Raw genomic sequence first — 13,037 nt, forward strand, 5'->3', positions numbered from 1 at the left:
CGGAAACGTACGGATCAGCCACAGGGCCGGGGCGGGACATTCTCCCGCCCCGGCCCTGTGGCATATCCGGGTGGGTACTGTGCCGCCGGATACCGAGCGGCCGGGTCACATGCCGCGCAGCCGGGCCCGGCGCGAAGTCCAGGCAATGTACCCGCCCAGCGCGCCCGTGGACGCGAGCCCGGCACTCATCAGCGGTGCCTGCCACGATTTCCAGCGGGACGAATCACCCAGCGTCAGCTCGCCCACACCCCGGATAAACGCCGAAGCGAAGATTGCCGCCACCAGCCGGTTGCCCACGCGCTCCAGCCGCATCACCAGCGGCAGCAGTTCCTCGCCGCGGAGGTGGACCTCCATGCCCTCGATTTCCAGGGTGTTGAGCAGCCGGCGTGCCTGGTCCGGCAGTTCCGCTCCCAGCTCCAGGACCTCCGTTCCCGCACGGCCGAGCCTGCGGGCGTAGTTCACGGGGTTCAGCTGCTGCAGCGCCATCCTGCGGGCGTACGGGCCCAGGGTGGGGCCCAGCCGGAACTGGGGATCCAGCACCTCGCCCATGCCCTCGGTCATGATCAGCATCCGCAGCAGCAGCGCCATTTCGCGGGGAAGCTGGATGTGGTGCGTGCGCAGGATGCCCAGTCCGGTGCTGATGATGGTCCCCACCGGCGCGCTGCCCAGGTCCTTGCCGGAGTACAGGCGGATCAGCGGTCCCAGGTCCATCCTCAGCTTTACCCGGTTCACCCGCATGCCGGAAGCGTTGATCCGCGCCAGTGCATTAGTGATCCGCTCGGGGTCCTTGCGCACAATGCCGATGAACAGGGCCGAGAGCTGGCTGCGGAGCTTCTCGTCCACCTCCCCCACCATTCCGAAGTCAATCAGTCCCACCCGGCCGCCGGGCTGCACGAAAAGATTCCCGGGGTGCGGGTCCGCATGGAAGAACCCGTCCTCGAAGACCATTTTCATTTCCACGCGGGCAGCAGCCACCGCAAGTGCGGGACGGTCGATCCCCGCGGCGTCGAGCGCGTCCACATCCGTGACCTTCATCCCCCGGATCCGGTCCATCGTCAGGACCCGGGAGGTGCTGTGGTCCCAGTACACTGCAGGAATGGTAATCGCCGCGTCATTTTCGAAGTTGACCTGGAAACGGTCCGCGTTGCGTCCTTCCTGGAGGTAGTCGAGCTCGGAGCGGAGGGTGGCGGCGAATTCATCCATGAGTCCGGTGATGTCATAGTCCCGGGCCGCTTCCCAGCGTTTGCCGGCCGCATTGGCCAGGTTCTGCAGGATCTCCAGGTCCTGGTCCACCTGGGCGGCAATCCCGGGCCGGCGTACCTTGACCACCACCTCCGTACCGTCCTTCAGTGTTGCGGCATAGACCTGCCCGATCGAGGCGCTTGCCATGACGGTGGTGTCAAAGGAGCCGAAGACCTCCAGCGGGTCCCCGCCCAGTTCCTGACGGAGCTCTTCCATGATCTGCGGCCACGGTACCGCTTCGGCATTGTCCTGCAGCTTCGCCAGTTCCCGCTGGTAGTCCGGCGGCAGCAGGTCGGGGCGGGTGGAGAGCAGCTGGCCGATCTTCACATACGTGGGGCCGAGCTCCTCAAGCGCCGTGCGCAGGTACTCGGGGCGGGTGCGTGGCCGGCCGGCCGGATCCGGGTCCTGCTGCCTGCGGAACGGCAGCCTGCCTTCGAGGCCGAGGGCGGACACCAGAAAACCCAAACCGTTGCGGGAGAGGATCTCGGCGATCTGCCGGTAACGGTCCAGCTGGCTGATCATTGCTCTGCTCCGTCCACGAAGATCCTTAGGCAGGCTGCGTTTCGTTACCGAAACACTAGCCGGAGGACAGGTTCCGCCGACAGGCCCCGGACCCCGTGCGACGCATGCGCGGCAGTGCGGGCATCCGGAAGCGTCCGGTCAGAGCAGGGAGCGGTAAATCGCTTCGTGGGCGGCGGCCACCCGGCGGCGCTCGGCGGTCCGTTCCTCCCGGCTCAGTCCGGGCCAGGAACGGGATGAATGCACCTGCTTGAGCGCGCCGGCGAGGGACTGGGCATCCAGTCCCTCTTCGTCGTGGACGAATTCGGTCACGGTGGAACGCTGCTGGGCATAGAAACCGCAGGACGGCGCCAGCACACTCGTGCCCAGATCGGTGCACGCCTCCAGCCAGCCGGAGTGCGTGCCGAACCGGTACGGCAGCACGGATACGTCCAGGCTTGACAGGTAGTCCCACAGTGCAGGCTCGTCGAAGTAGTCGCGGACCTGCAGCTCCAGCCGCCCGGCATCGGCGGCTTCCGTGAGCCAGCGGTGCAGGTCCGGTCGGAACTTCTCCCCTCCGGGCGTGAGGATGTCCGGGTGCCCGTTCACCTGCAGCACGGCACCGGGAAGCTGCTCCACGGCGTCGAGCAGATCCGGCAGCACCGCCCCGTCCATCATGTTCGGGCGCAGGCTCTTCAGGTGCACCCCGACGCGGAACTCCCCGCGGGGACCGGCCTCGAGCCGCCGGGCCTGGCGCCGCTCCAGCTCGTCGAGCCCGACAACGTGCGGGTGCGGCAGCACCTGCGGGCGGCGGCCCCATCGACGCTCGACGACGTCGGCCGCCCCGGGCGTGAGCGTGATCAGCGCATCGGCTGCGGAAATCAGCACGTCAAGCTGCGCGTCGTGCGCCTCCGGCGTGAGGTGGTGCGGATTGCGCAGGTCGTGGACCGTGTAGACCAGCGGTTTTCCCTGCGCCTTCAACTCCGCGGTGACGGCCCGCAGATCGGCGGGGGAAATGGCATCAAAGCCGAAGTGGATGTGCATCAAGTCAAAGCTGTCCGCGTTCTCCCGGATCCAGGCTGCGTCCAGCATGACCGGCGGCCACCACGTCGCTTCCGTGGACTGGCCCGGATTGCGGGGATCGGGGTCCGGCAGGCGCACTACGGGATTCCGCTCGCCGGGGACGGCACCGGTATGCCGGATGTAGACCTGGCTGTGCGGCACTGACGCCACCCTGATCATTGAATCTGCCGCCGTGCCCACGCCTGCTCCTTCTCCGCCGGAAAAACCTTCTTCAGTATACTTAGTGGTTTCGGGCGCCCGGGTCGGGCACCCCAGGCGGAAGGGAAGAATGCAGCCTCGGCATACGGGCTCCCCCCAGGAGTTTTCGGTCCTGATCATCAGCTCGGGACGGGACGCCCACCTGGCCAATGCAGTCCGCGGCATTGGCCGCTCTACGTGCCGGCCCGCCGAAATAGTGGTTTGCTACCTGAACCAGCCCTCGGCTGTTCCCCCGTCCAGTGAGGTGCCTCTGCGGGTGGTCCACACGGCGTCGGCGCCCGGCGGGCCGCTGCCGCTGGGAGCGGGCCGGAATGCCGCCGCTGCCGCCGCCCGGTCCGGCGCTCTGGTCTTCCTGGACGTGGACTGCATTCCCGGCCCGGAGATGTTCGAACAGCTGCTGGCCGATCTGGACCGCGCAGGCGGCCTGGTGATGGCCGCGCCCCGCTACCTCGCGGCGGACGCGGACGTCCAGGCCTGGGTAGCCGACGGCGACGAGTCAGTGCTGCTGCGCGATTCCGTGCCGCACCATGCCCGCGCTGCCCTGGCACCGGCGCCGGGAGAGCCGGCAGCCGCCTCGCAGGAATACGCCCTGTTCTGGTCCCTGGGATTTGCGGTCCGCCGGGATACCTTCGACCGGATCGGCGGCTTTGACGAATCCTTCGCCGGCTACGGCGGCGAGGACACGGACTTCGCCTTCACGGCCCGGCGGGAAGCCGTCCCCCTGGCGTTCTCCGCGGCAACCATGTTCCACCAGCACCACGGGGTGCACCGGCCGCCGCTGCAGCACCTGGAATCGATCGTGATCAACGCCGAGGCGTTCCGGCGCAAATGGGGCACCTGGCCGATGACCGGCTGGCTCGAGGCCTTTGCCCGGGACGGCTACGTCTCCTGGGACCGCGGCGGCGGTGAGCTGCGCCTGCTGCGCCGTCCCGGTTCCGCTGAGCTTGCAGCGGTTCGGGTCAACGCGCCGTACTGACCACCCGGCCGGCAGCGTCCGCGTTCCCGGCTCCGCCGGTCACGGCCGAGTCCACCGCGGTCAGGAAGCGCTCCCGGAAGGCTTCCGGGGATACCAGCAGCGTCCGGGCCAGCAGCTCCGGATCGGTTCCGCGCAGGTCCTCCAGCGTGCGCTGCCAATCCTGCACGGAGGCGAAGTCCGCCGCGGCGGCTGCCCCCGCCGCGGCCAGCGAAGAGGCGAAGACGGCCTGTTCGCTGAACGGGCGGGGTTCGGGGATCAGCAGTGCCGGACGCCGGGCGGCAGCCGCTGCGGCCACGGCATTGTGTCCGGCGGAGGTGACCACCACATCCGCGGCGGCAAGCCGGGGTCCCGGATCCGCCACTACGCCCGGCAGCGACACGTTCGCCGGTATCTTTCCGGGTGCGCCGGCGGTGTGCCCCATGACCTCCCACTGCCATTCCGGGGTCTGGCGGGCCGCGGCGAGCACGTCTTCGAGTGACACGCCGCTGCCGCCCAGGGAGGTCTGCACTGCAACGGTCCGGGGCTGCACGGGGATGAGCCCGGCGGGCGGCGCCGTATCCGGGGCAAGCATGCCCAGATACGTGCTCTTTGCTCCGTAGGCCTGCAGATGCGCCGGGTCCTCGAGAGCTTCCGGGAAGTAGGCGATCAGCCGGTGCACGGACTCATAGGCCAGCCGGTGGGGCGGGTCCGTCCGCTCCCCGTGCATCCGCCGGTGGATCACGGGATAGCCTGCCAGCCGGGCAAAAACGGCCGCCTCCACGGACACGTCCACCACCACTACGTCCGGGGAGAACTCCTCCCAGAGCCGGTGCAGCTGCCCAAACCGGGCCTGCAGTGCCGGTCCCGAGGGTGCATAGTGCAGGAACTCCCCCGGTCCGGGCGCGTAGGGGCCGCCGGGGCCGACGTCGGGCGGCAGCGGAGCGAACCGTGCGCCGCCGGGCAGCCGGGGTTCCCCTGAGGCAGGAGCGGTCCCGGTGACCAGCAGCTCCACGCCGCCCAGCCGGGCAATGTTGGCGGCGTGGCGCAGGTGTCCGGTGCCGTGGTGGTGGGCGTAATAGGCGACGCGGGGCAGGCGCGGGGAAGGCAAGGACGACTCCGGTTACGGGACGAGGGCTTCGGCGGGCGGGGCGGACGGCAGCCCGTCCGGGTTGAGCAGGAACCGCACCTGCTCTTCGTAAGAGTCCACCATGGCGGCCGCACTGAAGCGGGCCGCCGAATTCCGCACACGGTCCCGGTCCAGGCGGCGTGCGGCGGTGACCGCGGCAGCCAGGGCATCCGCACCGAGGCCTTCGGCGAGCCGGCCGCCGTCGGCGTCGATAATCTCCGGCATGGCGCCCAGGGGCAGGGCCGCCACCGGGGTGCCGCAGGCCATGGCTTCAAGCGCTGTGAGTCCGAAAGGCTCGGACCAGACCGGCGAGGCGATGAAGACCTCGCCCGATCCGAGGAAGGCGGCCAGGTTCCGGTGGTCGAGGTGGCCGACGTGGCGGACCCCGCGGCCCAGATGCGGGGCCACGGTGCGTTCAAAGTACTTCGCGTCGCTGATCGGCCCGGCAAAGTGCAGCTCCATGCCTGCCGCGCGCGCCGCGTCGATGGCAATGTGCAGGCCCTTTTCCGGGGTGACCCGTCCGGCCCAGACTGCGGTCCCCGGGCGGGACCCCGTGCCGGCGGGCCAGTCCGCCAGGCGGATGCCGTTGTGGATGACGTGCAGGTCCGGCAGGTGGGTGGACCAGCCGGTGGCATTGCGGGCGGAAACGCTGACAAACCGGTGCAGCGGTGACAGGGGTGCCCGGCCGTCCTCGACTGCCTCGATGATCCACGGCAGCGGCGGTGTGTGCAGGATGGTCAGCATGGGCACATCCGCGAGCCCAAGATACGGCAGCAGGCTCAGCGAGTTGTTGACGACGACGTCGAACCCGCCGTCCCGGACGGCCGCAATGGCCGAGCCAAGCGCACTGTCCAGGGTCTGCTGCTGCCGGCGGTCCGGAGCAGGACTGCGGCGGAAGTCAAAGCTTTCCGGGAGGACATCCACCACCCGGCCCCGGGAAACGGACCCGGCCTTGGCGAAAAGCGTGACGTCATGGCCGCGCGAGGCGAACTCGTCCGCCATCAGCGAGGTGTGCATTTCCAGGCCGCCGAGGAACGGGCTGGAGATCGGATGGTGCAGGTGGGCCAGGATGGCTATCCGCAGCGGCTTCCCGGCCGCCGCGCGCCCCTGCGGCAGGGGGAAGTCGAGACTCATATGAGTAAGTATGCCTTGAATCCCCCGCCCGGGACGGGAGGGCGCAGGCTGGCAGGACGGGCGTTGCGCTAGAACGGCTCCGTGCCGAAAGGCACCGGCGGAATGTGCTGGGACGGGATGCGGTCGCGGTCGTAGCTGATGGTGGTGTAGCCGTGCGGGACGGGTTTGCCGTGCTCGTCCAGGTTGACGAACACAATCTTGTCGATCGTCAGGATGCTGCGGCGGGTGATCATGTTCCGCACCTCGGCCTGCATGGTGAGGGACGTCCGGCCGAACTTGGTGGCGGTAAGCCCCATTTCGATCAGGTCTCCCTGCACCGCCGAGCTGACGAAGTTGATTTCCGACATGAACTTGGTGACCACCCGGCCGTTGCCCATCTGCAGGATGGCATACACGGTGGCCTCTTCGTCGATCCAGCGCAGCAGGCTGCCGCCGAACAGGGTGCCGTTGGCGTTCAGATCCTCGGGGCGGACCCACTTGCGGGTGTGGAAATTGATGTTCTCAAGGGCCATATATTCAGCTTATCCACAGGTCCGGGGCGGACCGGACCGATCCGTGGATGCCTTGATCACAGACCCGTGTTAGCTGCCCGACCCTCTGTGGCGGCCGGGGCCTCAGTCCGGGGTCTCGTTCAGAAGGTCTCCGAGCCGGGTCAGATCGCCGTCCAGCGGTACCGCCATGGCTTCGAACGTGCCGGCCTGCAGCAGGTCGCTGATGAGTTCAACCGACCCGCCTACCAGCGTGGAATCGAAGTCGATCTCGGAAGCGAGGAACCATGCCGCGTCCTGGGGCCACAGCAGGTTCGGGCTCTGGAGCGGGTCCCAGCCGTTGCGTTCCTGCCATCCCGGGTCGGCGAAGACCGCCAGGTCCCCGGTAAACAGCAGGTAGTCGCGTGCCGGCAGTTCCAGGCGCGGTACGCGGTCCGCCGCGGCATACCCCGGAAGCGGCAGTGCGTCCTGCGGAGCCGGCCCGCCGGCGGAAACAGCGGAGGTTTCCCCGGCGCCGGTGACCCAGCCCCACCCGTCCCACAGCCCGGCAAGGCAACGGCCGGGGGTCTGCGTGTGTGCGGCGAGGAGGCGGACCACCTCGGCCAGGGTTCCGGCGGGCAGTGCACCCACCAGCGGGTCTTCATAGTGCCAGCCGCGTTCGTTCCATACCGGATTACGGTAGCCGGCGAGGACGGCGGACCACTGCATCAGCGGGTGCGCAACCGTTCCCCGCGCCTCGGCAAGTTCCTCCCACCGCATGTTTCGGGATTCGACGGTTACCGGTCCGTCCGGCCGCCAGTCCAGCAGCTGTGCCCGGATCGGATGGAAAATCCGGGCATAGGCGGCATACCCCTCCGGAACCGTACCCGAGACGGTTCCGGCCTGAGCCAGCCGCGCGGCAATCCAAGCCCCCGACTGAGGGTCGGCAAGCGGCCCTTCCAACCTGGTCATCGGGCCAGTATGCCCTACGGGCCGCGCCGCGGACCCCGGTGACGGACCAGAAATGCGCCCCGCGCTTCTGGCCGCAGCCTTAGCCGGCACGGGCCGCGTCACCGGCGGGCGGCAGGTCGCGGGCGTCAACCGGCCCCTGGTCCAGCCGGAACGGAGGATACTCGTCGCGCATCAGCGCCGTGTAGGCGAGGACCCGGTAGGACCACCGCTGCAGACCCATCACGAGGTCGAAGAGCGCACGCGGATAGCGGCCGGTAAACAGCAGCGCGACGGCGGCAATCATCACCAGCAGGGCCAGCAGGGAGATTCCGACGGCCCAGCCGCCCACTGAGCGCAGGCTTTCGGCTGCAGGGTCCGTCACCCAGTCCACCGGCCCGTCCCAGTCCCCGCCGCCCACGCTCGGGTCCCAGCCGCCGAGCGGACCTGCCTGCCGCACCACAACGTAGCCGGAACCGCTGAAGGCCCCCACGACCAGTGCCTGCGGGAGGACCAGCAGCCACCATTTCACCAGCACCAGCCCGCGGGAGAGACGGTCCGGGTATGCGACGTCGAAGTCCGCCGGATAGTCGGTCCGCTCCAGGCTGAAGGGCGGATACCGGTCCGTGCCCAATACTCCGGTGGCATAGAAGGCCACGCGCCAGCTCCACCGGATGACGCCCACATTGAAATCGAACAGTGCCCGTGGATAGCGGGTGGTGAAGAGGATGGCGAATCCGGCAACAACGGTCGCCACACCAAACGCAATCCACAGGAAGGCAAGCAGGATGTAGTGCGGGATGGCCAGGAACCACTTCACGAGCCACAGCCAGCGGGACAGCCCCGGATCCAGTTCCCCGTAGAGACGCGCCGGGTACGGCCCGCCGTATCCTCCCGCGGCCAGCTGCCCCGCCCCCGCGGCGGAGAACACGGGCGCCTCGGGGGCGGCCGCAGCCACGCCGTACCCGTAGGGGCCGTGTCCACCTTCGGGGCCCGGATACCCGCCGGCCGCCGGATATGCGCTGCCGGGCTTCCGGCCGGTGAGGATGCCGGCCAGGATCAGCGCCACACCGCCGAGCACCAGGACAACGGCTCCGAGGACGAGCCACCAGGTGAGCGGACCGAGCACGTCCGAGCGCACACCCGCCTGGAGATCGGCCGTGACCCGGGGCGCGGCGTCGGCGTTCATCACGACGACGGTCCATTCCCCCTCTTGCAGCGGCCAGTCTATTTCCCGGGTTCCGGCACCCTCGGAGGACGCAGCCCAGAAATCCTGTTCCCCGGGCGGTGCCGGTGCTGCGGTGCCCGGGATCTCCTCGTACTCCGCAGAGAAGGGTTCAAAGGTCACGTCACCGAGTTCGGCGTGCGCCACTCCGTCGAGGTACCGCTCGACGTCGGTCTCTGAGGCGATCCCGATGAACAGCTCACCGTCCGGATTGGTGCCCCGGATCTGCACCGTGCCGACGTTGTCCCCGGCGCTGATACCGGAGCTCACCTCGATGTTTTCGCTGGTCAGGGCATACGAGCCGACGCTGTAGGTCTCTTCGGGAACCGACAGGTACCCGTCGTCGCGCTGGGCGGCAGCCAGCAGCCCCAGCGCAGCGGCAGCCGCCCCTGCGGTCAGCCCGGCAAGGACCAGCAGGGAGCCGATAATGATCAGGACGATTCTGCCCGGGTTCATGACGGTGCCCTTCGCTCGCAGCAAGGCGGAAACCCGGCGGGTTCGTCTTCAAGCGTTCGCCGCGCCGGGAACAGAGTCAAGCCGGCAGGGCCTGCTGCCGCCGCCCGGCTAGAAGTTGATCATGTGGCCGGTCAATCCGTGGAAGGCTTCCTGCAAGGCCTCGCTCAGGGTGGGATGGGTGTGCACGTTGCGGGCGAGCTCATGGGCGGTCAGGTCCCATTTCTGCGCCAGCGTCAGTTCAGGCAGCAGCTCGGAGACATCCGGCCCGATCAGATGACCGCCCAGGAGCTCCAGATGCTCCTTGTCCGCCACAAGCTTCACGAAGCCGACCGGTTCACCCAGGCCGTGCGCCTTGCCGTTGGCAGTGAACGGGAAAGTACTCACCACCACATCGTGCCCTTCGTCGCGGGCCTGCTGTTCGGTGAGTCCGAAGCTGGCCACCTGCGGCTGGCAGAACGTGGCCCGCGGCATCATGCGGTAGTCGCCCAGCGGCAGGGTTTCCGCCTTGCCGATGGTTTCGGCCGCCACCACGCCCATCGCCTCGGCCACATGGGCGAGCTGCAGCTTGGCGGTGATGTCACCGATCGCGTAGATGTGCGGGACGTTGGTGCGCATGTAGTCGTCAATGCCGATGGCACCGCGTTCGGTCAGCTGCACCCCTGTCGTTTCCAGCCCGTAGCCCTCGGTGCGCGGGGCGAAGCCGATGGACATCATCACCCGGTCCGCTTCGATGCTGCCCTGTTGGCCGTTCTTATCCGTGTAGGTCACGGTGACGGAAGACCCGTTGTCCTTCACTGTTTCCACCTTTGTGGAGGTCAGGATGGGGATGCCGAGCTTCTTGTACTGCTTGGCGATTTCCTTGGACACATCCGCGTCCTCATTGGGCAGTGCCCGGTCTAGGAATTCGATGATGGTGACATCCACGCCGTAGCTGCGGTGCACATAGCCGAATTCCATCCCGATGGCGCCGGCACCGACAATCACGATCTTCTTCGGCAGTTCCCGGTCCATGATCTGGGCCTCATACGTCACCACGTTCTCACTTAGTTCGACGCCGGGAAGCAGCCGCACATAGGTGCCGGTCGCGATGATCGCGTTATCGAAAGTGATCATCGCGCTGCCGCCCTTGGACAGGGCCACCTCGATCGTGTGGTCATCGGTGAAGACGCCGTGCCCGTCATATTCGGTGATCTTGTTTTTCTTCATCAGGAAGTGGACGCCCTTGACCCGGCCGTCAGCCACCTGGCGGCTGCGGTCAAAGGCAGCACCGAAATCGAAGCTGACCTCGCCGGTCATGCCGAAGGTCTTGGCCTGGTTGGTGAAGATCTGTGCCAGTTCGGCATTGCGGAGCAGCGCTTTGGAGGGAATGCAGCCCACGTTGAGGCAGACTCCGCCCCAGTATTTCTCCTCAACGATTGCCGTCTTCAACCCCAGCTGGGCGGCACGGATGGCCGCCACATATCCGCCCGGGCCGGCCCCCAGGACCACGACGTCGTAATGTTCGCTCATGGGAACCAACTCTCCTTGCCTGGGGTGCGGGAAAATCTCTCAGCCGGCTTAAGGCTCTCACGAGGTGACGCTGAGGGCACGGGTGCCGGGAACCTTCAGATGTAGCCCCGGTAGCCTGACCAGGCCCGGCGCCGTTCCGGGAACGGATCCGATTCGATCCGGTCATGCTTGTCGAACACGCGGGTGTGTCGGTGGAACTCGTCGTAGGCGGGCCAGCCGGCGCCGGGGTGTGAATGCCTGGCGAGGCTCAGCAGCGAGCCCTGGAACCGTTCGGACAGGGCCTTCAGCTCTTCGGTTCCGCCCAACAGGGTCAGGGCCCTCGCCGTCCCGGTTCCGATGTCGCCGAACATCACCGGCACATCGAAGGAATGGGTCGCGCCGAACCCCAGCAGGTTCATGGCCGGCGTTGCATAGTCATAGCGGTATGACCACGTGGGAGCAATGCGTGAGTGCCCTTCGGCAACCATCTGGCTTGGATACCAGAACACCAGGTCACCGCTGATCTCCTCCGACCGCCTGCGGGACGGGTAGCCCGGATAGGCGGCAACCACCCGGTCCCGGGCCAGCGGGTCGGTGCCCGCGAACATTTTTTCGATCAGTTCGGGTGTGGAGGGCAGAATGTTGGAGACCTTGGCGAAAAGCGCACCTTCCCGGGCCATGGTGCCCAGCACGAGGGGAACCGGAGTGGATTCGCCCGCAAAGAAGGAGTCGATCGGATGCCTGGGGAGGAAGTCCCCGTCAATGACCGGAGAGACGCTGAGCGAGCCCGGCTGCTTGGCCGGGCCGATCTTCGTCGTCAGTTTCCGGGTGGCGTTGACCAGCTTCGCCGCGTCAATGCTGGTCAGGGCTTCGGCGGCTGCAGAGGGTTCAACCCCCAGAATCTCCAGCAGGTCGGCCGCCCAGGCCGCATGCAGGTCCGACGAATAGGCTGCCGACGGCGCCGCGCTCTGCGCATAGGCCTGATGGAACAGGCCCCGGGCGGCGGGAACACACATCAGGGTGGTGACGGCGAGACCACCCGCCGATTCGCCGAACAGGGTGACATTGTCCGGGTCGCCGCCGAAGGCTTCAATGTTCTGCTGCACCCATTCCAGGGCGGCGAGCTGGTCCCGCAGGCCCATGTTGGCGTCGAACGGCCGTTCCGGCGTCGAGTACGCGCGGAAGTCCATAAACCCCAGCGCCCCGATGCGGTAGTTGAGCGAGACGTAGAGGACGCCGCCGTCCCGGACCAGCTTGGTTCCCCGGTACGTAGGCTCCGCGGAGGAACCGGAACTGAAGGCGCCGCCGTACAGGTAGACCAGCACCGGCAGCAGCCCGTCCGCCGGATCCAGCGGTGCGGAGACGTTCAGGGACAGGCAGTCCTCATCCATGGCCACCCTTCGCCGGGTCCCGGTGAGGCTCGGCGCCTTGGACTGCGGGGGCACCGGGCCGAACCTCCCGGCGTCGCGGATGCCGTTCCAGCTGGGGGGCGGCTGCGGCGCACGGAGCCGGAGTCGACCGACCGGCGGAGCAGCGTAAGGGATGCCGCGCCAGGTGCGCACGCCGTGGTCCACAATGCCCTGCACCAGTCCGTTGCCGGTCTCAACCACCAGCGATGCGACGTCAATAGCCACGGTCGACTCTTTCCAGCCGGGGAAGCTGCCTTGCGACTATCTACGATAGGCGCGCCCCGGGGAGGCCACCAGAGACGGTGTCGGTTACCGGTGGCACCGGCCCAACATCAGGGTCCGGCACGCCGGAGAAGTGCCTAAGCGGCGGAGACGAGCTGCCGGCGTACCCCGGCGCTGCGCCGCCCATGCACCGGGCGGGACATCAGGCGGCGGTGCATGACCACTTCCTTGAGGCAAAGGGCAGCAACCGCTGCGATGTTAAGGGCGATCTTCGTGCCGGTGGACCAGTCGGTTCCCACGCACAGCATCCAGACGAGGATCAGGACCGGCACCTCCGCCGACCGCAGCGCCTTCACTGGCCGGTTCCGAATTGCCCGAAGGAAGCGTGTGTAGTCACCGCGAGCCCATGTCGAACCGTCGTTGCGCTGCGGCTGCCCCTGCTGCCGTGCGCTGCAGCTGAGCTGCGCTTTCTCATCCATGAAGCCATGAGGACACTTCTTCCGTGAAATCGCCCGAGACCTGCGTGCCGCACCTCCCAAGGGTGCCTCACAGCATACTTTGTATCACATTCCGCGCGCCGGGGCGT

Annotated in this window: 11 protein-coding genes; 1 reads left to right on the forward strand and 10 read right to left on the reverse strand. The window is 67.8% G+C overall.

Annotated features, from left to right (window positions below):
• Positions 1-105: 105 nt before the first annotated feature.
• Together NNX37_RS09325 and NNX37_RS09330 are read right to left on the reverse strand one after the other, a co-directional pair.
• Positions 106-1,764, reverse strand: coding sequence for an ABC1 kinase family protein (locus NNX37_RS09325; protein WP_255792192.1), 1,659 nt, complete (start codon positions 1,762-1,764; stop codon positions 106-108).
• A gap of 138 nt (positions 1,765-1,902) precedes the next feature.
• On the reverse strand, positions 1,903-3,003 hold the full coding sequence (locus tag NNX37_RS09330; protein ID WP_255792194.1) for a glycosyltransferase family protein: 1,101 nt from the start codon (positions 3,001-3,003) through the stop codon (positions 1,903-1,905).
• A gap of 88 nt (positions 3,004-3,091) precedes the next feature.
• Between NNX37_RS09330 and NNX37_RS09335 the strand changes: the two genes are divergently transcribed.
• Complete coding sequence (locus NNX37_RS09335) at positions 3,092-3,997, forward strand: galactosyltransferase-related protein (protein ID WP_255792195.1); 906 nt, start codon at positions 3,092-3,094, stop codon at positions 3,995-3,997.
• Here the strand turns inward: NNX37_RS09335 and NNX37_RS09340 are convergent.
• From NNX37_RS09340 to NNX37_RS09375, 8 genes are all read right to left on the reverse strand, one after another.
• Complete coding sequence (locus tag NNX37_RS09340) at positions 3,981-5,084, reverse strand: glycosyltransferase (protein WP_255792196.1); 1,104 nt, start codon at positions 5,082-5,084, stop codon at positions 3,981-3,983. The genes NNX37_RS09335 and NNX37_RS09340 overlap by 17 nt on opposite strands.
• 12 nt (positions 5,085-5,096) lie before the next feature.
• Positions 5,097-6,236: a glycosyltransferase gene (locus NNX37_RS09345; RefSeq protein ID WP_255792197.1), complete on the reverse strand. Its 1,140-nt coding sequence runs from the start codon at positions 6,234-6,236 to the stop codon at positions 5,097-5,099.
• Between the two features lie 68 nt (positions 6,237-6,304).
• Positions 6,305-6,748 (reverse strand): acyl-CoA thioesterase, encoded by a 444-nt coding sequence (locus tag NNX37_RS09350; protein WP_255792198.1) that lies wholly within the window; start codon positions 6,746-6,748, stop codon positions 6,305-6,307.
• Positions 6,749-6,850: 102 nt separating this feature from the next.
• On the reverse strand, positions 6,851-7,675 hold the full coding sequence (locus tag NNX37_RS09355) for a hypothetical protein (RefSeq protein WP_255792199.1): 825 nt from the start codon (positions 7,673-7,675) through the stop codon (positions 6,851-6,853).
• Between the two features lie 79 nt (positions 7,676-7,754).
• Entirely contained in the window at positions 7,755-9,332 is a 1,578-nt protein-coding gene (locus tag NNX37_RS09360; protein WP_255792200.1) for a DUF4389 domain-containing protein, read from the reverse strand.
• A 108-nt stretch (positions 9,333-9,440) separates the two neighbouring features.
• Positions 9,441-10,841: a dihydrolipoyl dehydrogenase gene (lpdA, locus tag NNX37_RS09365; protein WP_255792201.1), complete on the reverse strand. Its 1,401-nt coding sequence runs from the start codon at positions 10,839-10,841 to the stop codon at positions 9,441-9,443.
• A gap of 95 nt (positions 10,842-10,936) precedes the next feature.
• Positions 10,937-12,454: a carboxylesterase/lipase family protein gene (locus NNX37_RS09370; protein WP_255792202.1), complete on the reverse strand. Its 1,518-nt coding sequence runs from the start codon at positions 12,452-12,454 to the stop codon at positions 10,937-10,939.
• A 134-nt stretch (positions 12,455-12,588) separates the two neighbouring features.
• Complete coding sequence (locus NNX37_RS09375; protein ID WP_255792203.1) at positions 12,589-12,930, reverse strand: hypothetical protein; 342 nt, start codon at positions 12,928-12,930, stop codon at positions 12,589-12,591.
• Positions 12,931-13,037: the final 107 nt, after the last annotated feature.

The organism is Arthrobacter zhaoxinii, assembly GCF_024385505.1.
GTDB classification, from domain to species: domain Bacteria; phylum Actinomycetota; class Actinomycetes; order Actinomycetales; family Micrococcaceae; genus Arthrobacter_B; species Arthrobacter_B zhaoxinii.